This window comes from Frankia nepalensis, assembly GCF_016786325.1.
GTDB lineage: Bacteria > Actinomycetota > Actinomycetes > Frankiales > Frankiaceae > Pseudofrankia > Pseudofrankia nepalensis.
The window spans coordinates 1-24,766 of sequence record NZ_JADWYU010000190.1 but is presented as its reverse complement, the minus strand read 5'-3'; the positions used below and the strand labels follow the sequence as shown (position 1 = coordinate 24,766).

The 24,766-nt window shown below is 70.7% G+C and carries 23 protein-coding genes and 2 pseudogenes; 12 read left to right on the top strand and 13 right to left on the bottom strand.

What is annotated here, in order from left to right:
- Positions 1–843 precede the first annotated feature (843 nt).
- Both I6A81_RS28780 and I6A81_RS28775 read right to left on the bottom strand, forming a co-directional pair.
- Entirely contained in the window at positions 844–1,155 is a 312-nt protein-coding gene (locus I6A81_RS28780; RefSeq protein ID WP_203004060.1) for a hypothetical protein, read from the bottom strand.
- A gap of 395 nt (positions 1,156–1,550) precedes the next feature.
- Positions 1,551–1,877 carry a Uma2 family endonuclease gene (locus I6A81_RS28775; protein WP_238438458.1) on the bottom strand — a complete coding sequence of 109 codons (327 nt, stop codon included), beginning with the start codon at positions 1,875–1,877 and terminating at the stop codon, positions 1,551–1,553.
- Positions 1,878–2,253: 376 nt separating this feature from the next.
- On the opposite strand from I6A81_RS28775, the pseudogene I6A81_RS44030 reads away from it, so the two are divergent.
- A pseudogene (locus I6A81_RS44030) lies at positions 2,254–2,527 on the top strand (DDE-type integrase/transposase/recombinase); the annotation flags it as partial.
- A 430-nt stretch (positions 2,528–2,957) separates the two neighbouring features.
- Positions 2,958–5,828 (top strand): zinc metalloprotease, encoded by a 2,871-nt coding sequence (locus I6A81_RS28765; protein ID WP_203031242.1) that lies wholly within the window; start codon positions 2,958–2,960, stop codon positions 5,826–5,828.
- Positions 5,829–5,991: 163 nt separating this feature from the next.
- Here I6A81_RS28765 and I6A81_RS28760 read toward each other — a convergent pair whose 3' ends face one another.
- Complete coding sequence (locus I6A81_RS28760; protein ID WP_203004055.1) at positions 5,992–6,351, bottom strand: winged helix-turn-helix transcriptional regulator; 360 nt, start codon at positions 6,349–6,351, stop codon at positions 5,992–5,994.
- Between the two features lie 142 nt (positions 6,352–6,493).
- Between I6A81_RS28760 and I6A81_RS28755 the strand changes: the two genes are divergently transcribed.
- The 3 genes from I6A81_RS28755 to I6A81_RS28745 all read left to right on the top strand — a co-directional run bounded on the left by I6A81_RS28755 (position 6,494) and on the right by I6A81_RS28745 (position 10,042).
- Entirely contained in the window at positions 6,494–7,363 is an 870-nt protein-coding gene (locus tag I6A81_RS28755) for an NAD(P)-dependent oxidoreductase (RefSeq protein WP_203004054.1), read from the top strand.
- Positions 7,360–8,268 (top strand): NAD(P)-dependent oxidoreductase, encoded by a 909-nt coding sequence (locus I6A81_RS28750; protein WP_203004053.1) that lies wholly within the window; start codon positions 7,360–7,362, stop codon positions 8,266–8,268. Before I6A81_RS28755 ends, I6A81_RS28750 begins: the two co-directional genes overlap by 4 nt.
- Positions 8,269–8,851: 583 nt before the next feature.
- Positions 8,852–10,042, top strand: coding sequence for a serine hydrolase domain-containing protein (locus I6A81_RS28745; RefSeq protein ID WP_203004052.1), 1,191 nt, complete (start codon positions 8,852–8,854; stop codon positions 10,040–10,042).
- A gap of 95 nt (positions 10,043–10,137) precedes the next feature.
- Here I6A81_RS28745 and I6A81_RS28740 read toward each other — a convergent pair whose 3' ends face one another.
- Positions 10,138–10,779, bottom strand: coding sequence for a response regulator (locus I6A81_RS28740; RefSeq protein ID WP_203004051.1), 642 nt, complete (start codon positions 10,777–10,779; stop codon positions 10,138–10,140).
- A 4-nt stretch (positions 10,780–10,783) separates the two neighbouring features.
- Positions 10,784–11,857: a sensor histidine kinase gene (locus I6A81_RS28735; protein ID WP_203004050.1), complete on the bottom strand. Its 1,074-nt coding sequence runs from the start codon at positions 11,855–11,857 to the stop codon at positions 10,784–10,786.
- A gap of 609 nt (positions 11,858–12,466) precedes the next feature.
- Between I6A81_RS28735 and I6A81_RS28730 the strand changes: the two genes are divergently transcribed.
- Positions 12,467–12,952, top strand: a complete 486-nt coding sequence (locus tag I6A81_RS28730) for a hypothetical protein (protein ID WP_203004049.1) — start codon at positions 12,467–12,469, stop codon at positions 12,950–12,952.
- Between the two features lie 3 nt (positions 12,953–12,955).
- On the opposite strand, the gene I6A81_RS28725 is transcribed toward I6A81_RS28730, so the two are convergent.
- Positions 12,956–13,780 (bottom strand): TetR/AcrR family transcriptional regulator, encoded by an 825-nt coding sequence (locus I6A81_RS28725; RefSeq protein ID WP_203004048.1) that lies wholly within the window; start codon positions 13,778–13,780, stop codon positions 12,956–12,958.
- 354 nt (positions 13,781–14,134) lie between these two features.
- On the opposite strand from I6A81_RS28725, the gene I6A81_RS28720 reads away from it, so the two are divergent.
- Positions 14,135–15,325, top strand: coding sequence for a cytochrome P450 (locus I6A81_RS28720; protein WP_203004047.1), 1,191 nt, complete (start codon positions 14,135–14,137; stop codon positions 15,323–15,325).
- A 178-nt stretch (positions 15,326–15,503) separates the two neighbouring features.
- On the opposite strand, the gene I6A81_RS28715 is transcribed toward I6A81_RS28720, so the two are convergent.
- Together I6A81_RS28715 and I6A81_RS28710 are read right to left on the bottom strand one after the other, a co-directional pair.
- Positions 15,504–16,757, bottom strand: a complete 1,254-nt coding sequence (locus I6A81_RS28715; RefSeq protein WP_203004046.1) for a sensor domain-containing phosphodiesterase — start codon at positions 16,755–16,757, stop codon at positions 15,504–15,506.
- 89 nt (positions 16,758–16,846) lie between these two features.
- The gene (locus I6A81_RS28710) at positions 16,847–17,419 is read right to left on the bottom strand and encodes a hypothetical protein (protein WP_203004045.1); all 573 of its coding nucleotides are present in this window, start codon (positions 17,417–17,419) and stop codon (positions 16,847–16,849) included.
- On the opposite strand from I6A81_RS28710, the pseudogene I6A81_RS28705 reads away from it, so the two are divergent.
- Positions 17,385–17,831: pseudogene (locus tag I6A81_RS28705) on the top strand (nucleoside deaminase); the annotation flags it as partial. The gene I6A81_RS28710 and the pseudogene I6A81_RS28705 sit on opposite strands and share 35 nt — an antisense overlap.
- A 62-nt stretch (positions 17,832–17,893) precedes the next feature.
- On the opposite strand, the gene I6A81_RS28700 reads toward I6A81_RS28705, so the two are convergent.
- From I6A81_RS28700 to crcB, 3 genes are read right to left on the bottom strand one after another with little or no spacing between them, the layout of a single operon-like run.
- Positions 17,894–18,268: a fluoride efflux transporter FluC gene (locus I6A81_RS28700; protein ID WP_203004043.1), complete on the bottom strand. Its 375-nt coding sequence runs from the start codon at positions 18,266–18,268 to the stop codon at positions 17,894–17,896.
- Positions 18,265–18,612, bottom strand: a complete 348-nt coding sequence (locus tag I6A81_RS28695) for a DUF190 domain-containing protein (protein WP_203004042.1) — start codon at positions 18,610–18,612, stop codon at positions 18,265–18,267. The genes I6A81_RS28700 and I6A81_RS28695 overlap by 4 nt, the downstream gene beginning before the upstream one ends.
- A complete protein-coding gene (gene crcB / locus I6A81_RS28690) occupies positions 18,609–19,091 on the bottom strand; it encodes a fluoride efflux transporter CrcB (RefSeq protein WP_307874987.1) in 483 nt (160 codons plus the stop codon). The genes I6A81_RS28695 and crcB overlap by 4 nt, the downstream gene beginning before the upstream one ends.
- 450 nt (positions 19,092–19,541) lie before the next feature.
- Between crcB and I6A81_RS28685 the strand changes: the two genes are divergently transcribed.
- The 3 genes from I6A81_RS28685 to I6A81_RS28675 are packed head-to-tail and all read left to right on the top strand — an operon-like array spanning position 19,542 to position 22,400.
- Positions 19,542–20,384: an SDR family NAD(P)-dependent oxidoreductase gene (locus I6A81_RS28685; protein ID WP_203004041.1), complete on the top strand. Its 843-nt coding sequence runs from the start codon at positions 19,542–19,544 to the stop codon at positions 20,382–20,384.
- A complete protein-coding gene (locus tag I6A81_RS28680; RefSeq protein WP_203004040.1) occupies positions 20,381–21,193 on the top strand; it encodes an SDR family NAD(P)-dependent oxidoreductase in 813 nt (270 codons plus the stop codon). The genes I6A81_RS28685 and I6A81_RS28680 overlap by 4 nt, the downstream gene beginning before the upstream one ends.
- Positions 21,194–21,245: 52 nt before the next feature.
- Entirely contained in the window at positions 21,246–22,400 is a 1,155-nt protein-coding gene (locus I6A81_RS28675; RefSeq protein ID WP_203004039.1) for an LLM class flavin-dependent oxidoreductase, read from the top strand.
- Positions 22,401–22,509: 109 nt separating this feature from the next.
- On the opposite strand, the gene I6A81_RS28670 is transcribed toward I6A81_RS28675, so the two are convergent.
- Positions 22,510–23,340 carry an IclR family transcriptional regulator gene (locus I6A81_RS28670; RefSeq protein WP_203004038.1) on the bottom strand — a complete coding sequence of 277 codons (831 nt, stop codon included), beginning with the start codon at positions 23,338–23,340 and terminating at the stop codon, positions 22,510–22,512.
- Positions 23,341–23,467: 127 nt separating this feature from the next.
- On the opposite strand from I6A81_RS28670, the gene I6A81_RS28665 reads away from it, so the two are divergent.
- Positions 23,468–24,388, top strand: a complete 921-nt coding sequence (locus I6A81_RS28665; protein WP_203004037.1) for an alpha/beta hydrolase — start codon at positions 23,468–23,470, stop codon at positions 24,386–24,388.
- 132 nt (positions 24,389–24,520) lie between these two features.
- Here the strand turns inward: I6A81_RS28665 and I6A81_RS28660 are convergent.
- A partial coding sequence (locus I6A81_RS28660; protein WP_203004036.1) for a cytochrome P450 occupies positions 24,521–24,766 on the bottom strand: 246 nt, incomplete at its 5' end.

Below are 24,766 nucleotides of genomic sequence, written 5' to 3'. Positions count from 1 at the left end.
GGCGGGCTGTTGTGTTCGGCCCCGTACGCACTCGGCGGCCGGCGCCGGCTCGCGCGCTCGAGCGGACCGTCATGACACGCGATGGCGAAGGCCCGGGCCCAGGCCGGGAACTCCTCGACGACCCGCTCGGTCTCGCCCGCGGCGTTCCGCCTGGCTTCGCCGAACTCCCGCACCGTCTCCAGCATGCGAAACCGGGTGCCCGATGGCGTGTCGTCGACCTTCAGCAGGGACTGGTCGACAGGTGCTCGACCACCCAGGGCTCTCGCATGTTCGCGTTGTGACTGTGACGGCGCGGCCTGCCCGCTTGGGGCGGTCCGTTCGCCTTGTCCGACGGCGGCCCCGCTCCCGCGGCGGGTGGCTGGGGGGCGCTGGCGCGGGACGGAGGGGGACGCCACCGGTCAAGTCGACCGGATGGTGGAGCCCACGGTGGGAGGCGGCGGTGGGGGCGGCGCTTGCACTTCTCCTCGCGGCCTCGGCGGGGATGGCGGTGGCCCTGCCCGGTGGCCTTGTTTCGGGTGTGTTCGGTCGCGCGCTCGGCGCACAGCTCTTGTCGACCGGCAGCCGTCCTCCGGGGGCATGTCCCTCGGAGGACGGCTGCCGCGCGGATGGATCAGCCCCAGCTCGCGAACATCCCAGACCGACCACCGCCCCCCGCCGCCAACTCTCTGTCATCGCCTACCGCGGTCTGCCGGCTTGGCGTGCGGAGAGCCGGGTCGGGCCATTTCCGCGAGCGTCCTCATCACAGCCGCGCCAGCCAACGGGACCAGCGGAAGCAGCACCTCGCAGCCGGACTTCTCCCTTGAGACGTAAGGCGCCGGAAACCGGTCAGCGACTCCCGTTTCATTAATAGCCGGCGGCGTAGCCGATGAGGTAACCGGATACATAGTCGCTATAGTCAAGGCCATCGTGGCACTCGACCGGCGGCGCGGGGACGACTGGAGTTTCCGATCCGACGAGTGAGTCCCAGAAGCCGTCCCACCAGCCGTCGTCGTATCCCTGATCATAGCAGCTGTGGGTGGTGACTCTCGCGATCGGGGCGGTCGCATGCGCCGTCGGCGCGGCGATGGCGGTCGCTGGCAGTCCGACACCCGCGGTGGCCAGCACGATCGACGTCGCAGCCGCCATCACGCGATGTTTGGAGATGGTAGCCGTCATCTGTTCTCACCTCTGACATTCGAAACTCGTTCATAGCGCAGCCGAATGGTGGGTCACCGCGGCCCACGTTAACAGGAGGCTCGTCGGTTCCCGACTGTTGGCTCGAAAAACCCGGCAGGAAGGGGTTACGCCCCGCGACGCCGTAACCGTCGCGGCGCAGTTCTACCCGATGAATGGACCGCTAACCGGGAACGACCGGCCTTTCGCGGTGCTCGACCGCGATCCGGCAGAATACGCGATTCTCGACAGATGGAATATTGAGGGTTATGTCCAGCCACGGGTGGCATGTTGATGAGACCTAGGTCAAGATCGCAGGCCATCGTGCCTGCTTCTATCGAGCCGTCGACCGGCACGGACAGCTCGTCGACGTCCTCCCAGCCCGCGGCGGGTGGTGGCTAGGTGAAGTCCTGCAGGTCAGACGAGGGGAACGAGGCCGGGAACGGGTTCTCGATCTTGACGGTGTCGTCACCGCTGAACACCTGTGGCGTTCCGTAGCGTCCCAGGTCGTCGGTGAGGCGCAGGATCTGGATGCGCGGTTCGGGGTCGAAGTTGATGATCCAGTACTGGGGGATGCCGGCGAGCGCGTGCTCGGTGATCTTGCGTCCCCGATCTTCCCGTCGCTGCCTGAGCCGCGGGAGACCACCTCGATCGCCAGGAGGACGTCCGCGCGCCGTGAGAGAGCGAGCGGCCGAGCCGGCGTGCGCTGCTGGCGACTGCCGCATCGCGCCGTCCACCCAGGCCAGGCCGCCGTGGGTTTGACCTGTGCCGAGCATTGACGTCGGACCCTGGGTACGGCCGATCAGCGCGGGCATTGGCGGTGGTCGGCCGTAGTGGATCTCTAGCCTGATCACTGGTGTTGGCCGCGCCACCAGGATTCGTCGCGGCCAGCCGCCTCGAACGCCTCGGTCGTCGCCAGCACGTGGGAGACGAACGGCTCGGGGGGACACGCCGTGGTCGGCGACATAGTGCGCCAGCCCCTCCGGCCAGACGTAGGTTCCGTCGCGCAGTTCCAGGGAGCCGTTGTCACGACCGCAGATCCGGCACGGCGAGAGGCCCAGGTAGGCGCGGACGACGAACCCACATCGCAGGTAGTCCCCGACCACCGACCGGGCTCCGGCCTATCCGCGAGTCCTCGACGAACAGCTACCCGCCAGTCACCACATCGACGTGTGGTAACGAACAACAAGGTCGAGGTCGATCATGGTCGACTGTGGCCGATGCGAGGGCTCAAATGCCCCGCTCCGCACAGGTCATCGCCTCCGGGCATGCCTCCGTCGAGAACGCCCGGCGCGGCCACTACGAACTCGCCACCGACACCGAACACCACCGCCGGCTCGCCACAGCATTCACCGAACTCGCTCTGGCCCTCTGAGCAGGGCGGTAACCCGCATCCGCCATGCCTCGCCTCCGCCGAACGCGACAGCGCCCCGTACCTAGCTCTCGCGACCGGCGGCGGGCCGGCCAACGGGAACATGACTCCATAGGCCCTGACTGTGTCACGGTCTCGAAATTCTTGGCGAGACCGTTCCCAGTCACCACTTCAAACCTCTATGCTCCTCTTGTCCTTCGGCGGGTCGCGCCCGGGACACAGTGCCGGCGGAACGGGGGCCCGTCGCATGCTGAAAATTGGGCGAAGCAATGCCCGGTCGACCAGGGGTGAACTAGCGGGGCGGCGGCGCGCGCCACATCTGCTGTGCAGCCTCGTGGCTTCGGCACCGGCGGGGACGCGTCCCGCGGGAGTGTCGTCGGCACGTGACCGCCGGCCATGGAGATGCCGCCTGGCCGCCGCTGCCGCGGCCGCTTTGGCGGCGTTCACCGTCGGCGCCGTGACCGCCCAACCCGCTGCGGCCGGGACGCCGGTTCCGGTCACCATCTCGTTCACCAAACTGATCCAGATCGGCCAGGGCATCGACGACATTCCTTTGATCGACGGCCCGATCGGCGACTTCTACGCGCGCGTGTCCATCAACGGCGGCCCGTGGCAGGACACCTATGCGAACCGGTTCGATTTCGGGTTCAGTGTCGGTACCGGCACCGTCGCGGGGCCGGGCGGTACGTACAAGCTGACACCACCGAAGTCCTGGACCATTACCCAGACGGTGGACAGCGCCCTGGGCAGCGTACCTGTCGCCATCGAAATCTGGGACGACGACGACATCATCGACGACCAGCAGGCCGACGTCAGCCCGACCGAGTCGAGCACGCTTGCGCTCACCGTCAATCTCGCAGACGGCAAGTGGTCGGGGGACGTGGCGTGGCCCGGCTGCGCCGAGGGCTCCGGCGGCCGGGCGGTCCGGCTCTGCTTCGCGGCCAGCACCCTCTCGGCCAGCGGGGACGCCGACGGAGACGCCCTGTTCGACAGCTGGGAGACGTACGGATACCACGGATACGACTCCGCCGGGAACGTCTACGTCGACCTGCCGGCGCTCGGTGCCAACCCGCTGCGCAAGGACGTCTTCGTCGAGGTCGACTGCCTGGTCGCGGCCAGCCATTCACACTGCCCCGACCAGTCCGCGCTGACTGACGTCGTCAGAGCGTTCGCCGCCGCGCCGGTGTCGAATCCCGGCGACGGCACCACCGGCATCCAGCTTCACCTCGACACCGGCCCGCTGTACGGCCCGGGCTCCGTCCAGATCAACGGCTCCGGTGGCGTCAGGGGAAGCATCGGCAACCTGGGCGGTGGCGGCAGCCAGATCCCCGAGGCGGGCAACGAGATCATAGATTGGGACGGAACCAACGGGTGGCCCGGTACGGACTTCCATCAGCTGAAGGGCGCCAACTTCAGCTATTCCCAGCGGGAGGACATCTTCCGCTACGCCATCTTCGGCCACCAGACCAACTCGCGGGCCCAAGCGAACGACTGCACCAGTGGCTGGGCCGAGGACATCAAGGGCAACGATTTCATGGTCACCCTGGGCGGCGGCCGTAATCTCGACAGTGACTCGGCGCCCGAAATTCCGTGCTGGACCCCGACCGCGTCCAACGGGATCGATGACGACGGCGACGGGCGCACGGACGAAGACCCCTGGAACGACGTCGACGAACCGGACGACAACGACTGCGCCGGTGACACGGACGGAGACGGGGACCCGTGCGACCGCGGGGACCTCGGCGTCGACGAAGACAGCGGATTCTCGGTAGGCAACGCCGCCGAGCAGGCCGGCACGTTCATGCATGAACTCGGCCACACCCTCGGGCTCAAGCACGGCGGCGGGGACGACGTGAACAGAAAGCCCAACTACCCCAGCGTCATGAACTACGCGTTCCAAAGATGCCTGGTGTTCCGTTCGGGGCCGCTCGCGACCGTCCAGCTCCCCGGTGGCTGTGACTACAGCCGCATCGTCGTGAATCTTGACGAGAACAGTCTCGATGAATGCGCCGGCTTGGGCCCTGCACTCGATCTCACCAAAAACTGGGACCAAAGCGTCGACGCTTCGATGATGGAGACCCTGCAGGGCGCGACGTGCCCGCCGCCGAATAACACCAACCTTTCCCTGGATATCAACAACGACGATGACGGTGACGGCACCGACGACAACAAGATCACTCCTCTGAACGGGTTCGAGGACTGGAACAATCTTTTCTTCGACTTCCAGGGGCTACCGAACCTCGCCGACGCCGGCCCGATCCACCCGGTCCAGTACGAGGCCGACCCCGCCGTCATCGAGGCCGCCGAGCGCCAGATGAGCGGGTTCACGGTCGCCGCGGCTCCCACCACGCTCGACCTCACCGCGCTGTCCGCCTCGTCGTTCAGCCTCTCCGGCGTGAACGGATGGCTGAACGCGCGGGTGACCCACACCCGGCAGCTGGCGCCGGGCCGGTACACCGTGCACACACCGGGTAGCGCGGCCGTCCCCTTCACGGTGAACTCGATCGGCAGGGTCGATTTCGATCCGCAGATCAGTTACCTGTCGGGCCGTGGGACCACCACGCTCGCGGTGCAGGGCTTGCCGGTCACGGTGGATGCGACGTCGTTGACGGCGCAGGCGTTTAGTATCGCTCCGGCTACGGGGTGGTTGAACTCGCGGACGTCGCAGGTCGTGCGGCTGTTGCCCGGGCGGTACAGCTTCACCGTCGCCGGTAGCACACCTGTTCCGTTCACCGTCGGAGCCGACGGCAGGGTCGATTTCGACCCGCAGATCGGCTACGCGTCGGGCCGTGGGACCACCACGCTCGCGGTGCAGGGCTTGCCGGTCACGGTGGATGCGACGTCGTTGACGGCGCAGGCGTTTAGTATCGCTCCGGCTACGGGGTGGTTGAACTCGCGGACGTCGCAGGTCGTGCGGCTGTTGCCCGGGCGGTACAGCTTCACCGTCGCCGGTAGCACACCTGTTCCGTTCACCGTCGGAGCCGACGGCAGGGTCGATTTCGACCCGCAGATCGGCTACGCGTCGGGCCGTGGGACCACCACCCTCGCGGTGCAGGGCCTGCCGGTCACGATCGATGCCACCGCACTGACCTGCCAGGCTTTCGCTCTCAGCCCGACCACCGGGTGGATACCCGCGCATCCGGCCGCGGGCCAGCCGCGGCTGCTCCCCGGCTCGTTCACCTTCGTGTCCTGCCCCGCCGGCCGCACCTTCCCGCTGGTGCTCACACCAGCGGGAACATTCGACTACAACCCCGGCCTGACCGGGGTGTCCGGGCGAGGAACATCGACTCTCGTCGTCGGGTGACGCGGGGAAGGATCTGATGCCGGGCCGCGTATGGCGTGACCGCGTACGACAGAGCTACCGCGTACGACAGAGCTGATGCCCCGGGCCGGCTCAGCCCTGTTGCGTCGGCATACCGTCGGCGCGCACCTGCCTACCCGGAACACGACACCGCCGGCGCGGGTGGTCATACGGATTCGAGCGCGCCCTCGGCGGCGAGGCGCTCGCACCGTCGCTTTCCCCATTCGCCCAGCGCGCGGAGGGCCTCGTTGAGGGACGTGCCGTGCTCGGTGAGGGAGTACTCGACCCGGGGCGGGACCTCGCGATACACCTCGCGGTGGACCAGGCCGTCCTCCTCCATCTCGCGCAGGTGCTGGATGAGCATCTTCTCGCTGACGCCGGGAAGGCCGCGCCGCAGCTCTCCGAACCGCCGGACTCCGTGGTTGTTCAGCTCCCAGAGGATCAGCGACTTCCACTTCCCGGAGACCACGTCCATGCCGGCGTCTATGCCGCAGACGTACGGACCGCGCCGCGCGCTCGTCGCCATCAGACCTCCACCTCGCCTGAGCTGGACACTTACTTCCTGGTATGTGTTGAACAAAATTGTAGGTACTTGCCGGTGGGGAGGCATGGGCGGAGGGTCGGGTCGGCGCGCCAGTCAGACCGCCAAGTGGAGCAGGAGACAGTCCATGACGACCCGTACGACCTTCCTGGGCCTCGGCGCGATGGGCAGCGCGCTCGCCGCCGCGGCTCTCGACGCCGGCCGACCATCGGTGGTGTGGAACCGCACTCCAGGCAGAGCGCGCGCGCTCGGCGAGCGAGGCGCCACCGTTGCCGAGACCGCCGACAAGGCGATCACCGACGATGGAGTGATCGTCGTGTGCCTGTTCGACCATCAGTCGGTGCGCGCCGTGCTCGATCCGTTCGCCGCCGACCTGGCCGGACGCACCGTGATCAATCTGACGACGACGACACCGAACCAGGCCCGCGGGCTCGCGACCTGGGCGGCGGAGCACGGCATCACCTATCTTGACGGCGCGATCATGGCTGTACCCGAGATGATCGGACATCCGGACGCGGCGGTCTTCTACAGCGGACCCGAGGCCGCCTTCGAGGAGAACCGGGAACTGTTCGACCTGTGGGGGCGGAGCGACTACTTCGGGGCCGACCCCGGCATGGCCTCGCTCCGTGACATGGCGATGCTCGTCGGGATGTACACGATGTTCGCCGGATTCCTGCACGGCGCGGCGATGGTCGGTGCCGCTGGCGTGTCGGCGGCCGAGTTCGCCCGACGACAGACGCCTTTCCTCGCCGCCATGACCGGCCAGCTGGCTGGCCTCGCCGCGACGGTGGACGCCGAAGACTACGGCGGGGCCGGCCAACAGAGCCTTGAGTTCACCGAAGCCGCGCTGGCCTCGCTGGTGACGGCCAGCCTCGATCAAGGGGTCAACGTCGAGGTGCTGCGGCCCGTGCTCGACGTCGTGCGCCGGCAGATCGCGGCCGGGTACGGCGGGCAGGGAACCGCCCGCATCTTCGAAGAGCTCAGGAAGTCCCGATGAGCGGCGCGGGCGGTCCGACCTCCGTGACGGTCGTCGGCCTTGGCCCGATGGGCCGAGCGACGGCCGTGTCCCTGCTGCGGTCCGGTCATCCGGTGACGGTGTGGAACCGCACCGCGGGGCGCGCCGACGACCTCCTCGCCGGGGGCGCGACGCTGGCGCCCACCGCGGCGGCCGCGGTCGCCGCCAGTGAGCTGACCATCCTCAGCCTCACGGACTACCAGGCGATGTACGACATCCTCGGCCCGGTAGTCGAGAGCTCGCGAACCTCCGGTGTGCTCGCCGGCAAGGTCCTGGTCAATCTCAGTTCGGACACACCCGACGCCTCCCGGGACGCGGCGGCCTGGGCGGCCAGACAGGGAGCGAGCTTCGTGACCGGAGGCGTGATGGTTCCCGCCCCCGCCGTGGGCGGCCCAGGGGCATATGTGTTCTACAGCGGGCCCCGCGTGGTGTTCGAAACACACGAACCGACGCTCAGCCTGATCGGCGAACCAAGATACCTCGGAGAGGACCCAGGACTGGCTCAGCTCTTCTACCAGGCGCACCTCGACGTCTTCCTCACCGCCCTGTCAAGCCTGCTCCACGCCACCGCCCTCGTCACCGCCGCCGGTGTCCCGGCCGCCGATTTCCTACCCGGCGCGCTGAACACCCTCGCCGACATCCCGGCGATGATCGGGGACGGACGGGAGCTGGCCCGGCGCCTGGAAGCGGGCGAACACCCCGGCGACCTCAGCACGGCGCGGATGATGGGCGCCACAGCGAACCACATCGTGTGGACGAGCGCGAAGGCTGGCATCGACACACGGCTGCCCAAAGCCGTCAAGGCGCACTACGACGAGGCCGTCACCGCGGGCCGCGGCACCGAGAACTGGACCGTCCTCTACGAGATGCTCAAAGTCCGCGGCTGAAGAAGACCAGAACCGCGGTCCGTCGCCGCCGCGGAACTCGCCATCGACGCCGACCCACGGCCCGCGCCGCGGCTGTCGGCCGTGTTCACCGAACTCGCCCATGCTGTCCCATCGCCAGGGCCGGCGGAGGCCTGGGCTGACATCCTGACCGCCTCCGCTCCCGCGTCGGGCAGACACCTGGAGGATCCCGGACGTCCAGCCAGACGTCAGGGTCACGAAATGGTGTCGGCCGTGGCTCTGGTGCCTGACACGATTGCCCGTGACGTCGGTCAGGACGAGCGCGTGGTCGCACGTGGGCACCGGGCGAACCTTGCCGGGCATGGGCACTACTCGGTCGTGCTGAACACGGCCCGCGGCGCGTCGAGGGCGGCCGGGACGGGGCGACAGCAGGCCCAGACGCCCCGGCCCGGTCCTTCCGGAAGGCGACGGCCGTCCGGCCGACCCCAGCAGGACCCTGCGGAAATCCACACCACGACCGGCTGGAAACCGGATCGTGCGGCCGAGCTGCGCTTTCTACGGTCGGAGACGCGCCCAAAGCGGGCGAAACGGGATCGGTTCATCCCCTCCGACGGTGAGGAGCATCGTGTTCAGCAGGGGAAGGTTCAAGGCGGTGGTCGTGATCCTCGTCGTGATCGCCGGAATATGGGTGCTGACGCGCGCGGTGACCAGTGACGGCGAGGGCGAGGCTTCCACGCCCTCGCCGCCGCCAGCGGCGCCCCGGTACGGGCAGGCCGAGCTCCAGCGAGATCTGGACGCCGTCCGAGACGCCGGGGCGGTCGGGGTGATCGCGCAGGTGAACGGCTCGCAGCGGCTGCGTGGCACCAGCGGGGTGAGCGACGTCGAGGCCGACACCCCGCTCGACGTGGACGGCTACTTCCGGATGGGGAGCAACACCAAGCCCTTCGTCGCGATCGTCGTCCTCCAGCTCGTCGAGGAGGGCGCGCTCACGCTGGACGACACCGTCGAGCGGTGGCTGCCCGGTGTGGTCACCGGCAACGGCAACGACGGCGCGTCGATCACCGTCCGGCAGCTGCTCCAGCACACCAGCGGTCTGCACGACTACACCGACGACCTGCTCGCCCGGGTCGACTCCATGGAGGCCTACCGCGAACTGCTCGCCACGACCTTCACCCCACGGGAGCTGGTCACGCTGGCGCTGCAGTCGCCGCCGGACTTCTCGCCGGGCCAGGGGTGGGACTACTCGAACACCGGCTACGCCCTGATCGGAATGATCATCGAAGAGGTCGCCGGCCGGAGCTGGGACACCGAGGTCGCGCGCCGCGTCCTCGAACCGCTGGGGATGGCCCACACGTCGGAGCCGGGGACGGCGACCGTGCTGCCGGACCCGCATCCCAAGGGATACGAGGTCCTCGACGGGACGACGGTCGAGCACCCCGAGCAGAACATGACGTGGGCGGGGGCGGGCGGCTCGCTGGTCACCACCGTCGACGACCTGAGCCGGTTCTGGCGGGCGGTCGGCAGCGGAGAGCTCGTCACGCCGGAACTGGCCGAGCAGATGCGCCGAACCGTACCGACCACGGGAGACGACCAGCCGGCGGGTGGCACATACGGCCTCGGCCTCGCCTGGAGGCCGTTGAGCTGCGGCGGAGGCGCCTGGACGCACAACGGCGACGTGCCCGGCTTCCACACGGTGAGCGCGGTCAGCGAGGACGGCGCCACGACAGCCGTCGTCTCCCTCAACGTCAACGCCGAGGGGCCGGTCCGCCAGGCGGCATGGGACCTGATCGACCACGCCGTGTGTCAGGGCGCGTGATCGCTACGCAGGCGTCGTAGATGACCGGCGACCGGGCAGCCACACGTGTCCGGCCGCCGGTCATCAACCGTGTCCGGCCGCCGCCGGATGCGAACTCATCCGTTCAGGAACTTGAGAACCGCCAGCACCCGTCGGTGGTCGACGTCGGACGGCGGCAGGTCGAGTTTGGTGAAGATGCTGCTCACGTATTTCTCAACGGCGCTGTGGCTGACCCGCAACGCCGTGGCGACACCCGTGTTCGACCGGCCCTCGGCCATCAGCCGCAGCACCTCCCGCTCCCGGGGGGTGAGCCGATCCAGCGGGCCGCGGCGCCCGCGCGCCATCAGCTGCGCGACGACCTCCGGGTCGAGCGCGGTTCCGCCGCCGAGGACCCGGCGCAGTGCCGCGAGGAACTCCGGCACCTGCGCGACCCGGTCCTTGAGCAGGTACCCGACTCCGCTGGTGTCCCCGGCGAGCAGGTCGGTGGCGTAACGCTCCTCGACGTACTGGGACAGCACCACGACCGCGGTCCGTGGGTACTGGCGCCGCAGGACGAGCGCGGCCTGGATGCCCTCATCGGTGTGCGTGGGCGGCATCCGGACGTCGACGACGACGAGGTCGGGCTCGTGCTCGGCGACCGCCCGCAGCAGCGCGTCCGCGTCGCCGACGGCCGCGACGACCTGGTAGCCACCACCGCCGAGCAGCGTGGTCAGACCGGTGCGGATCAGCAGCGAATCCTCGGCCAGAACTACTCGCACCGGGCTACTCGCACGGCAGCTCCACGACCACCGACGTCGGGCCGCCCGGTGGACTGGTCACGGTCAGCGTCCCGTCGACGGCCGCCGCCCGCTGCCCGAGCCCCCGCAACCCGGAGCCACCCGATCCCGCCGGGAGCCTCTCCGAGGCGATCACCGCTCCGCCTCGGCCGTCGTCGGTGACCGCGACGCGCAACCGGTCGCCGGCCCGTTCGACGACCACCTCGACCTTCGTGGCCTCGGCGTGCCTGACCACGTTGGCGAGCCCCTCCGAGACGACGAAGTAGGCGATCGCCTCGATGCTGGGCGCGCAGCGCGCGGGGACGTCGACCCGCAACGTGACGGGCAGCGGCGAGCGAGCGACGATCCCGGACAGGGCGGCGTCGAGCCCCCGGTCGTCGAGAACGGCCGGATGCAGCCCGCGGACGAACTCGCGTAGCTCGGTCAGGGCCAGCGTGGCCTCGTCGTGCGCCTGCTCGATCGCCGTCCGGGCCGGGTCGGGCGCGTCCACGAGGGCGGCGCGGGCCATGCCGAGGTTCATCGCCAGCGAGAGTAGCCGCTGCTGCGTTCCGTCGTGCAGGTCGCGTTCGATTCGGCGCCGTTCGGCGTCGGTCGCGGCGACCACGTCGGCCCTGCTGCGCGCCAGGCTCTCGACCCGCAGCGCCAGCGCCTCGGCCTGGCTGGGCCCGAGCAGCCGCCGGGCCATGGCCTCGTCCGTCCTGGGCAGTACCGGCAGGACCAGGGTGGCCGTGGCCAGGTGATAGGCGAGCTGGCGCCAGGTACCGACGGCCCGCCACGATCGTTTCGTCGGCGGCGGCTCGATCAGGACCCCGGACATCCGGCCCAGCCGGTCACGCTGCAGCGTGCTCAGGCCGTGCACGCACCACAACAGCGGCAACGGCGCGGCGACGGCCGTCGCCACATAGATCACACTCAGTACCCAGTGACCCGTCGGCCCGGTCACCAGACTCCATACCGCGGCGATCCACAGCAGCACCGTGAACCCGAATGACGCGGCGGTGAGCGCGCCGAGCAGCAGCCCGAACACGAGCCCTGGCAGCAGGCGACGAATCGTCTTCACGGACGTCACGGTAGGCATTCCCGGTCGGACGGACTATCCGGTGCGCCCACCCAGCAAGGTGCGGAAAACCGCAGTGCGAACCGACCGGGCGCGGCACACCCGCCGACGGCCGTCAGCGAGCGCGTCCCCGTCATGATCGAAACGCGAGGGGCCGGCGAAACGCCACGGTGACGAGTTCGCCGTACGCGAGAGCGCCTCCGTTCGGCGCCCGGTGTGGCCCACTGTCGGCGTGATCCGCGTGCTCGTGGACGAACCGCGGGCGAACCGCGTGAAGACCTCGACGACCGGTCGGTCTCGGCCGCGAAGAAGGCCAACGCGCAACACGCTCATTTACGGCTGTACGGTCGATGGCCGCATCGGTGCCCGCCCGGCGCGCGGAAACCGAGGGCCGGCCGTATGGTCCCGTCGTGAGAGGGGGACCGGGATCCGCGTTCTCCGGCGGTTTGTCGCGAGGATTTTTCACAGCGGATTTCGGCCAGACGGACGTGTGATCTCGGAAACGCCTGGTTGTGGGCGCGGTTGTCGGGGAGCGATATGTCAGGTCCATTCCGGCCGGCGAGGCGGTTTCGCGGCGCCGCGGTGAACGCGGTTCGAGGGATCGTTCTCGGCGTGGCGCTGCTGATGTCGGCCGCTGGCGCGCTGTGCGCGGCCGACGTCGCCAAGGGGCAGCCGGCCGGCGGCGGACCGGTCGTCGCCGCGGGCAGTACCGTCGGATTCACGCTCGTCGGCGCTGGCGGCAGGGGCGATACCGGCAGCGTCGTCGTCGGCGTTGTCGTCGGCGGCGGCTTCGGGAGCCGAGGGACGGAACCGGCGGGTCCCCCCGAGGCGGGCGTCGCGGAAGGCGCGGGAGCGGTGGCTGGCCCGGCTGGCCCGGCCGGTCCGGCCGGCGCGGGCGCCAGGCCGACCGAACAGGGGGATTGGCTGCCCTTCACCGGCATGATGCCGCCCGTGCTGGTGGCGCTGGGCGCGCTGCTGCTCTGCGGCCTCGGGATCATCCTGATCTCCGTGGCGGCACCGAGGCCGGCCACGCCCGACGCCGGACGCCGCCGCGGCGGCACGCGCGTCCGACCGCGAGCCGGCCGGCACCGGCCATGATCGTTACGGGCGGCTCGCGGAGAGCTGGCTGGTCACGCCGTCGAGGAAGAGGGCCATGCTGTGCTCGAAGATGTCGTCCGCCTGCGCGGAGACGTAGAAGTCCCCGGACGTGCGCAGCGCGGTGAACTGGTCCGCCGGTAGCTGGTCGAGCAGCTCGCCGAATCCGTCGGACCCCTTCGCCCTGCCCGAGGCCTGGCCGCGGTGGACCCGCAGGACCGCGGAGCTGGCCATGAGCTCCAGCATCGTGATGGTCGCGTAGCCCGCCTTCTTTTCGGTCAGGCCGGCCTCGAGGAACAGGCGGAGCGCCGCGTCGACGACGCGCAGCATGTTCGGCCCGTAGCCCGACCTGTTCCGCGCCGAGGACGGCAGCGGCTGGTCAATACCGATCCGGCGGAAGTCCCGCATCAATGCCTCGATGTCGGCTCGCCAGCCTCGGCCGGTGCGGTCGAGCCGAATATCGCCCATGACGTGATCGGCGATCAGCGCGATCAGCTCGTCGCGGCTGGCGATGTGCCGGTAGAGCGAGGCGATGGTGGTGTCGAGCCGTTCGGCGACGCAGCGCAGGGTCAGCGCGTCCATCCCGCCTTCCCGCAGGACATCCAGCGCGGCCTCGACGATGCGTTCCGAGGACAGCCCTCCTGGGCGCGGGCGCCGCCTGCCCGCGGACGCCGCCCGCTGGGCCCACCAGCGGGCCGACCCCGCCTCGGGTGGCGCCTCTCCGCATTCGGGCTCCACTGGTCCGGGCCCGCCCGGTCCGAGTTCGCCTGGTCCGGGCTCCGGGGCGCCGATGCCGCGCGCGGGAGTCGCGGTCTCGCGCGTGCGCGACATAGCCGGGCGCCCGGCTATGTCGAACTGGGCGCCGCCGCCCTCCGCAAGTGATCGCCGCTCCATCCCACCCATCAAACACCATCTTGACAGTATGCGATCGACGATCGCATACTCCTCGCACTGGAAAGCGATCGGCGATCGCGCCGGTGTGGCGCGGGGTCCCGGTCGCCGGGCCGGCGACGGCCGATCGCGAAGGTCGCGCCCTCTGGGCAGCCGGGTGCCGCCAGTCGATGACCGTTGTCGGCGACGAGACGGAGGTCGTGTGTGGACCGCTCGTTGCCCGAGTGACGGCATCCCATCGAGTCGTCTCCGACTCCTGCGCGCCGCGACCGCGGCGAGTGAAGGAAGGCCATCGTGACCGAGGATCTGTACTGGGATCCGTACGACAAGGTGATCGACGTGGATCCGCACCCGCTGTGGCGGCGGATGCGGGACGAGCGGCCCGTGTACCGGAACGAGAAGTTCGACTTCTACGCGTTATCGCGGTTCGAGGACGTCGACGACGCCCACCTGGACCCGGCGACCTACAGCTCCCGCTACGGCACGGTGCTGGAGATCATGACCCCGGAGCCGTGGGACACCGGGCAAATGATCTTCATGGATCCGCCGGTCCACACGACGCTGCGGGTGCTGGTCTCCCGGGCCTTCACCCCGCGCCGGGTCGGCGGCCTGGAGGGGGTCGTCCGCGAGATCTGCGCGGAGCTGCTCGATCCGCTCGTCGGCGGCGGGGGATTCGACTACGTCCAGGAATTCGCCGCGCAGCTGCCCTCCATGGTCATCTCCCGGCTCATCGGAGTCGACCCGGCCGACCGGGAAGAGGTCCGCCGCACGATCGACGAGACCTTCCACCATGACGAGACCGCGGGAATGGCCAACGAGATCGCCGTCGCGGCCGCCAGGAAGCTGCACGTCTACTTCGCCGAGCAGATCGAGGCACGCCGCGCCGCGCCCCGCGACGACCTGATGACCGCCCTCGTCCAGGCCGAGGTCCGCGCCGCCGACGGCGGCACCCGCCGCCTGTCCACGCGCGAGGCCACCGACTTCACCACCCTGCTCACGGCGGCCGGCACCGAGACCGTCGCCCGCCTCCTCGGCTGGGCGTGCGACCTGCTCGCCGCCCACCCCGACCAGCGAGCCGAGCTGGCCGCCGACCCGTCCCTCATCCCGAACGCCCTCGAGGAGACGCTGCGCTACGAGGCGCCCTCGCCCGTCCAGGGCCGGGTCACCACCCGCGACGTCGAACTGCACGGCACCAGGATCCCGGCCAAGTCCAAGATCCTGCTGCTGACCGGCTCCGCCGGCCGCGACGACCGCAAGTACGACGACCCCGACGTCTACGACATCCACCGGCGCTTCGACAGCCACGTCTCCCTCGGCCACGGCATCCACTTCTGCCTCGGCGCCGGGCTCGCCCGCCTCGAGAGCCGGGTGGCGATCGAGGAGACCCTCAAGCGCTTCCCGACCTGGGACATCGACCGCGCGGCCGCCGTGCGCCTGCACACCAGCACGGTCCGCGGCTACGAGAAGCTACCCATCGTGGTCTGACCAGGACGGATCCGGCCGGCGCGGGACCGGCTCTCGCGCGCCGCCGGCCCGCCTGTCCGTCGTCACCCGTGGCCACCCGCGGAACCTGTCGCGTGGATCAGATGACCGTCGCGGAGCATTCTGGGGCGTGGGTCCGCGTCCCACGACCGGAGGAGGTCCTCGGAGCGCGGAGCCGGATTCAACGGGCCGCCACCGTGGGCTGGTGCGCGAGCGGCGGGCCGGGGGGCGCGTGGCAGGCGGTGAGCGGGTCCGGGGTCGGGCGGCCGAGGAGAAATCCCTGCCCGCAGCCGATGCCGGCGGCGCGGACGGCGGTGAGGTCGGCGGGGGACTCGATGCCCTCGGCGACGACCCGGCTTCCGATCTCGCTGGCGATGGTGGTGATGCCGGCGGCGACGGCGCGGTGGGCCGGATCGCTGCTCATGGTCCGGATGATGAAACTGTCGATCTTGATGACGTCGGGGCGCAGGTAGAGGAGGAGTTCCAGGCCGGAGTAGCAGGCGCCGAGATCGTCCACGACGATGAGGACGCCGTGGCTGCGCAGCGCGCCGACGGCGGCCAGCAGGCGCGGGTTGTCGTGGATGTGTTCATGCTCGGTGATCTCGACGGCGAGCTGGCCGGCCTGGCCGGTGTCGAGGAGGAGATCGACGAGCCCGCTGGCGACGGTCGAGGGAGCGGCGTTGACGGCCAGGCGGACACCGGCTGGCAGGTCGGACAGGGCCGGCAGCGCCCGCTGGATCGCCGCGGTCTCGAGTTCGGGGCCCAGGCCGGCCGCCGCGGCGTCCCTGAACAGGGCGGCGGGCGGCCGTGACGGATCGGGGAGCCGCGTCAGGGCCTCGACGGCGACGGTTCGCCCGGCGACGAGGTCGACGATCGGCTGGTAGTGGATCCGCAGCCCGCCGGAGTGAATCAGGTCGTGCACGCGGTGCCACACCCGGCTGCGGACCTCCCACATCTTGCGCAGGTCGGAGACGTAGTCCGTGAGGAACCCGGCGAGCAGATGCAGGAACCGCAGGTCGCGTGCGCCTAGGGACGGCTGGGGCGCGCGGTGGGCGCTGCCGATCAGGCCGTAGACGTCGCCATTCGTGTCGAGGACGGGCGTCGCCACGTAGGCCCCGATGCCCAGCTCGCGGATGGACGAGGTGTCGGCCGTGCGCGGGTCGCGCCGGGTGTCGGGGATCAGCTCGGGCAACTCCCCGGAGATGACCCGTCCGAACACCCCGGCCTCGCGGCGGATGGTGCAGCCGGGCGACAGGTCGAACGGGTGGATGTTGCCGCAGACCGCCTGGATGACGAGCAGGTCCCCGTCGAGGCGACCAAGGCAGGCGACCTCCATCCGCAGCCGCCGCCGGAGCAGATCGACCAGGGCGACCAGCGCCTCGCTCGGCGCGCACACGTCGCTGCGCGGTCCCAGGCAGGCCGGGCATCCGGACATGCAACTTCCCTCCCCGAGCACGGGGCTACCCGACAGCTGACGGCGCACACCCCCGGCCGGCCAGGGCGCCGACCCGTCCCGGTATGTGGTTAGTCGGCCGTCAGCCAGCCGGTCAGCCCGAACACGAGCAGGGAAAACGCGTAGCAGGCGATCACGAGGGCCGCGCCGGCGGCCTGCCGCCGCCGTGTCCTGGCGACTCCCGGCACCAGCCAGAAGGCGAAGACCCGGTTGACGAGGGGCATGAGGAACCAGGTCAGTGTGGCGACGCTCAGGATGTTGCCGACGAAGAAGACCAGGAACTCGGGTACCCCGCCGTCGGTCAGCGCCTTGCTGACGGTGAGGCTCAGCACCATGACCGTGGGGTAGAGCGCGAGCAGCACCATCATCGCCTGTTTCCAGTTGGGCGGCGCCTGCGCCTCCCGGCCACCCGCCTCACCGAACCGGAACCAACCGCTGAAGGCGGAGCCGACCTTCCGGACGTCGAAGCCGGTGACATGGTCACGGCCCTCGTCGAGCAGGCGCCGCCGATCCGGCGAGTCCAGCCATGCGCGGAGCTGGCCGACGGTTCCGAACCGGAACACCACCACCCATGCGCGGTCGTCGGCGGAGGTGGGTGGGTAGAGCTCCCAGAACCGTGTGCTGCTGACCGGGGACCCCACCACGCACGCCGAGGTCGAGTGCATCCGCAAGGCGGTCCAGGTGCTCAACCCGGACGGGCCGACGATCAGCCCGGAGGAGCAGAACCACGCGACGCTTCAGTTCGCCGCCCGGCCACCCGGCTCGCCTGACCTGGTTCCCGAGCGCGCCCGGATGCTGCTTGGCTATTCGCTATACACCGCCGGCATCCCGTGCCCGATGTGCATGAGCGCCATCTACTGGTCGCGGATCAGCGACGTCTACTACAGCAGCGACCTCGACGCGACCCGGACGATCGGTTTCAGCGATGCCTTCCAGTATGAGGACTTCGCCCGGCCGCTCGCCGAGCGCTCGATCCACGTCGAGCAGCTCAGCCCGGAACTGGGTGAGAAGGCATACGCGACCTGGAGCCGCAAGCCCGACCGCCACCCGTACTGACGGCCAGGAAAACCAACGAGGCTGAAACCGGCGGCAGGGCGCGGCAGGGCGCGCGGGGTGGGTCACGCCCAGATCGCCCGCGCCATCGCCGTACCGGCGACGGCGGCCGCGAACGCGGCGAGCACGCTGGCGACGACGTTGGCCACGGCGAGCATCCGTGAGCCGGTCTCGGCCAGCCGCAGCGTCTCGTAGGAGAACGTCGAATAGGTGCTCAGGGCGCCGCACAGCCCGGTTCCGACCAGCGACGCCACCCGCTGCGAGGCGGCTCCCGCCACCACCGCGCCGGTGACCAGGCCGAGCAGCAGGCTGGCCGCGACGTTCACCGCGAACGTCCCCCACGGGAAGACCGCGTCGTGGCGGGCCTGCACCGCCCGGTCGGTCAGGTAGCGCAGCGGCGCGCCCACCGCCGCTCCGGCGATCACCAGCAGCAAGTTCACCGGCCCGCCTCTCGACCGACGTAACGGATCACCTCGACCTCGTCGAGGATGACCAGTCCTTCGCGGACGAGCTCGTCGAGCTGGGGCAGGAAGGCGCGTATCCGCGGCTCGTCGTCGACGATGACCACCGCGACCGGCAGGTCCTCGCTCAGGGACAGCAGCCGGGTGGTGTGCACGACCGACGAGGCACCGAACCCCTCCACCCCGTGGAAGACGCTGGCGCCGGCCAGCCCCGAGCGGTGCGCACGGTGCACGATCTCGCTGGCCAGCGGCCGATGGTGCCACTGGTCGCTCTCGCCGATGAACACCGTCAGCCGCAGCGCCCGGCCGGTCAGCCTCGTCATATCCGCCTCCTCGCGTACCGCCGGGTCATGACGGCGGCGACCCAGACCGCGCCCAGCGCGCCGAGCACGGTCACCACCAGATAGGCCAGCGCCATCCCGGCCCGCTCCTCGTCCACCAGCCGCTGCGCGTCGACGGCGTAGGTGGAGAAGGTGGTGAACCCGCCCAGCATCCCGGTGCCCAGGAATGGCCGGACCAGCGGATGCGCGGCGCGGACTTCGGCGATCAGGACCATCAGGACGCCGATCGCCGCGCACCCGGTCACGTTGACCGCCCACGTCGTCCACGGGAACGCCCCGGGCGGCGTCGGCCACGCCAGCGACGCCCCGTAGCGGGCGCATGATCCCAGCACCCCGCCGGCGGAGATCACCGCCAGCGTCGGAATCGGCGCGCGTCGAAGTTCCGAGCGCTGCGCGGGGACATGCAGGTCGACGTCGGAGTCGGTCGGTCCGGTCGTCCGCTCGACGCGGGCCACGGGCACCCCCTACCTGCGCGGCGCCCAGGGCCAGCCCGGGCGCGACTCGTCACAAGTAGGGACCGTTGGCGGCGGGCTGCCGCGGTTCGGGTACGGCGGGCCCCACCGCCGCGGCGGCCAGCGGCCGCCGCCGCCACCCTACCGGCCCGCGGGATCTCGGCAGGCCTGTTGACAGTCGCGACGGGGACCTTTCATAATTCAGGAAGCGAAGGATCTTTCGCTATAACGAAAGTATGCGCGCAGCTTTATGCGTGCGGCTGTCCGCTATCTGTGGCGGACCGCGAACGAGATGAGTTCGGCCTCCTGCCGCGGGCCGCGTCCGATGTTCGTCCGGCGCGGCAACCCCGACCACGTTGTCGACGCGCCGCCCCGAACTCGAACCGATCACCCGTACGGCGCCAGTAGGCGCCGCGAGCCGGCCGGAGCTGGATCGGCCGAAGCGAAGGAGCAATGAGAGTGATCGATCTGGGGTTGACCGGGAAACGCGCCCTCGTCTCCGGCGCGGGCTACATCCCGGAGCGCGCCGGGCACGGCCGGTTCACCGCGCTGCGGCTCGCGGAGGCCGGCGCGACGGTCGCCTGCGTCGACATCGACGAGGGCCGGGCGAACGGGATCGTCGAGGAGATCGCCGCGGCGGGCGGCAACGCGTTCCCGGTCGTCGCGGACATGACGGTGCCCGACGAGGTCGAGCGCGCCCTCGGCGAGGCGGTGCGCGGGCTCGGCGGCGGGCTGGACGTGTGCGTCGACATCATCGGCCGGGCCACCTGGGGCAACGCGGAGCGGTTCACCGCCCAGGTCTGGGACGACACCCTCCGGGAGAACCTGTCGCAGGTGTTCTACCTGTTCCAGGCCGCCGGCCGGCGGATGATCGAGCAGGGCACGGGCGGGTCGATCGTCGCGCTCACGTCGGTCGACGGGATCACGGCCGCCGGCTTCCACGCGCCCTACGGCGCGGCCAAGGCCGGCGTGATCTCGCTGGCGAAGACCTTCGCGGACGAACTGGGCCGCTACGGCATCCGGGTCAACACCGTCGCCCCCGGCAACGTCGGCAGCGGCAACGAGGACCAGCCGCCGGGCGAGTACGCCGTCAACGGGATCAACCCGCTCGCCGCGCCCCGGGCACACGACATCGCGAACGCGGTGCTGTTCCTGTGCTCCGCGCTCGCCGAGCGCATCACCGGGCAGACCCTGGTCGTCGACGGCGGCGCCAGCATCCACTCGTTGTGGGGCCTCGACGCCGCCCAGTCGAGACGGTTCTCCGAGGCCGACTACCTGACCGCGACCGGACAGTCCTCGTGACCGGCGAGGCGCGGCCCGCCATCCCGACCGACCTGACGGGACGCGCCGCGATCGTGACCGGCGCCGGGAGCGGCATCGGGCGCGGCGTCGCCCAGGTGTTCGCGACGGCGGGCGCGGCCGTGGTCTGCGCGGACATCTCCGCCGCGGCGGCCGAGGAGACGGCCGGGCTGATCCGCGGCGAAGGGGGCGTCGCGAAGGCCGCGACCGTCGACGTGAGCCGCCGCGACGAGGTCGCGGGCCTCGTCGCGTCCGCGGTGGCCGAGCACGGCCGCCTGGACGTGATCTGCAACAACGCCGGGATCATCATCGACGTCCCGGTGCTCGACCTCGACGAGGCCGAGTTCGACCACGTGCTCGCCGTCAACCTCAAGGGCGTGCTCTTCGGCTGCCAGGAGGCAGGCCGGGCGATGGCGGCGGCCGGTGGCGGCAGCATCATCAACATGGCCTCGGGCGCGGTCGACGCCGCCGCTCCCGGGCTGGCCGCCTACGGCGTGTCCAAGGCCGGCATCGTGCAGCTCACCAGGACGCTGGCCGTCGAGCTGGGCCAGGCCGGGGTCCGGGTGAACGCGATCGCGCCCGGCCTGGTCGAAACGAACATCACGCGGCGCCACTACGCCCGCCCCGACGGCTCCGTCGACGAGGACCGGCGTGCCGCCGTGCTCCGGCCCATGCGGGAGCGCTCGCCCCTGGGTCTGATCGGGACGCCGGAGGACATCGGCTGGGCGGCCCTGTACCTCGCGTCGGACGCCGCGCGGTTCGTCACCGGCCAGATCCTGCGCCCCAACGGCGGCGTGACCATGCCCTGGTGAAGGGCGGGACGCGCAACCTCCACGGCCGCGAAAGGAACCGAAAGGAACCGAGATGAAACTCGACTTACTGTACGAGTTCCAGCCGAAGACAGGCCCGTATTCCGAGCCGTTCCCCCTTGGGCAGAAGCGCGCGGAACAGCAGACCTACCGCGAGGCGATCGAGGAGATCACCTTCGCCGACACGCTCGGCTTCCAGACCGCGTGGGTGGTGGAGCATCACTTCCGGGAGGGGCGGTCGGCCGCCCCGTGCAACGAGACGATCCTCGGGGCGCTGTCCCAGGTCACCGAGAACATCCGGCTCGGTTTCGGCGTCGTGCTCCTACCGTCGGGATTCCAGCACCCGGTGCGGGTCGCCGAGAAGGTGGCCACCGTCGACGTGCTCAGCGGCGGCCGGGTCGAGTGGGGGACCGGCCGCTCGACGCCCAACGAGCAACTCGCCTTCGGCGTCCCGGCCGACGACCGGTCGCGCGAAATGTGGCGTGAGGCCTTCGAGTTCGTCATCGCCGCGTGGACGAACGAGCGGCTGAGCTGGAAATCGCCGACCATCGACTTCCCGGAACGTTTCATCACGCCCCGGCCGTACCAGGACCCGCATCCGCCCGCGTGGCTGGCCGCGGCCAGCGAGCAGTCCGCCTACAACGCCGGAAAACTCGGCCTCGGCCTGCTGTCGTTCGCGCTCATGCAGCCGGTCGACAAGATGGCCGAGCACATCGCGACCTACCGCCGCGGCCAGGCCGCCTGCGAGGCGCCGCTGCCGAAGTTCACGAACGACCGGGTGGGCGCCTACACCCTCGTGCACTGCACCGACGACCCCGAGGAGGCCGAGCGTTACGGCCTCTGGGACTCCGTGCGGTGGTGGTACCAGAACCTCGCCGAGTTCACCCTCCAGTGGGAGCTCGCGCACCTGCCCGAAGAGGAGAAGGCGCAGGTCTTCCCGCTGCTCGAGCCGACCATCAGGGGCGACATCGACATCAGGAAGTACACCGACGAGGACATGATCATCGTGGGGACGCCCGAGGAGTGCCTCGAGAAGATCCTCCGGTACGAGGCGGCGGGCGTCGACCAGTTGCTGTGTTACACGCAGTTCGGCACGCTGCCGCACGAGAAGGTGATGCGCAACCTCGAGCTCCTCGGCACGAAGGTCATCCCCGAGCTGGAGAAGCGCGGGCACCGCGTCGACTACGAGACCCTCTTCCGGGCGTCATGACATGGACCTGATCTCGCTGCTACGCCAGGAGGCCCGACGCCGACGGGAGGAGTCGGAACGCGCGCGGGACGAGCCAGTCACGTGGGAAGAGGCGGATGCGCGGGGGGAGTCAGAGGGGAAGCCGCCCCCGCGTCTGCTTGGTGACGACGGTGGCGCAGGCGCGGACCCGCTCCCCGATGTCGAGGACGTCGCGCCCGGTCAGGCCGGGTGAGAAGCCCGACGCGGTGATGGCGACGAGCACGCGGCGGTCGGCGTCGAACACCGGCGCCGACGCCATGCCCAGGTCGTACTTCCGGGTGGGCTCGACGGTCGGGAGGTCGTAGTCGTCCCGCAGGGCGGCCAACCCCCGCGGCTCCTCCCGGCTGCCCGGTGCCAGCCCCAGTGCCAGTCCCAGCGCGTACCCCCGGTCGCGCACGGCCGCGAGCCCACGCTCGACGCGGTCGGGCTCGAGCGTGGCCGGGGCGCGCCCCAGCCACGCCGCCACCTCGAGGGGATGCGCCCACGCCATGAACACCAGGCCGAGCGGCGGGACGAGCGGCACCCGTTCGCCTTCCCGGAAACCGGGGCCGTACCGGGAGCCCGTCCCCCCCACGGCGACGAACACGATCTCCGTCGGCGTCGCGGCGGTCACGACGACGTCGGCGTCGAGCTCGCCGGCGAGCCGGGGAATCTGGTCGGCGGCGGCCCGGATCGCCGGATGCTGCTCGAGCGCCACCATGCCGGCGCTCACCAGGGCCGGCCCGAGCCCATAGGTCCTGCGGGTCGGGTGCCGGCTGAGGTAGCCGGTCTGCTCGAGGACGGCGAGCACCGCGTGGGCGGAGCCGAGGCTGCTGCCCGTGCGCCGCGCGAGATCGGAGATCGTGAACTGCTCGCCGCGGTGCGTCACCAGAAGATCTATGATCTTCAGTGCCTTGTCGACGGCGGGTGCCGGTCTCGCCATCAGGTGCTCCCCGGAGCGTGGGCCGTTTGGGCGAACACGCTACCGCAACGCCCCGCATGTTTCGCTTTGACGAAAAAAGTTTCGCACAAGCTCTCGTCCGCGACGGTCGCGCAGAAAGGCTGACCTCATGACGGCCACCGACTCCAGCCGGGTCCCCGCGGCCGCGGAACGCGCCGCCGCCGACCGCTGGGCGCTGCCGGCGTTACGCCCGTCCACCCTGGCGACGCCGGCCGACCTCGCCGCCCGCCGCGCGGCGCTCGGCGCCCTGCCCCCACCGGAACCGGTCCCCGGCATCGCCATCGAGAACACGGCCTACGCCGGGGTGCCGTGCGTCGTGTGCGCGCCGCCGGAGCCGCGCGACGTCCTCGTGTACTTCCACGGCGGCGGCTACCGACTGGGCTCGGCCGCCCAGTTCACGCCCTTCGCGGCGCGTCTGGCCGGCGCCGCCCGCGCCCGCGTGGTCGTCGTCGACTACCGGCTCGCGCCGGAACACCCCTACCCGGCGGCGCTCCATGACGCGGCGAAGGTCTACGGGCACCTGCTCGCCGAGTCGGGCACGCCCCCGGTCGCCGTGGGCGACTCGGCCGGCGGCGGGCTGGCGGCCTCGCTGGTGACCGCGTGCGTCCGCGCCGGGATCGCCGTCCCACGGGGCCTCGTCCTCCTGTCGGCGTGGCTGGACCTGCGGTGCGCCGCGGCCAGCTACCGGTCGCGGTCGGCGACCGACCAGCTGTTCTCGCTCGAGGCCGCCCGCCAGGCCGCGGAGCAGTACCTCCAGGGCCACGCCGCCGACGACCCGCTGGCGTCTCCGCTCCTCGCCGACGTCGCCACGTTTCCTCCGTCGCTGCTGTTCGCGAGCAGCGACGAGGTGCTGCTCGACGACACGATGACCATGGCGGCGGCGCTCGCCCAGGCCAGGGTGCCGGTGGCGACGTCCGTCATCCCCGGCGTGCCGCACACCTGGCCGAGCGTCGCCCCCCACCACCCCGCCTCGGCGGCGGCGCTGGACGTCGCCGCCCGGTTCGTCGACCGGCTGCCCGCGCCGCGGTGACCGCGCATCCCCGCGAGACACCGGACCGACGCCGGATCCCTGAAGGACCCCGGACCTCCATGGAAAGAGCGGAACGGCGACCGCCGGCGCGCCGACGTGCGCGGCGCCGCCCGGGCGGCGCGGGACCGTGGGTCAGACTGTGATCGGCAGTTTGTCGTAGCCGCGGACGGTGCTGGTGTGCAGTCGTACGGCGTTGTCGTGGTCGATGTCCCAGGTGGGGAAGCGGCGCAGGGTCTCCTCGAGGGCGATGCGTCCTTCGAGGCGGGCGAGTGCGGCGCCGAGGCAGAAGTGGACGCCGTGTCCGAAGGAGACGTGGCTGTCGAAGCGGCGGTGGATGTCGTAGTGGTCGGGGTCGTCGTACTTGCGTTCGTCGCGGCC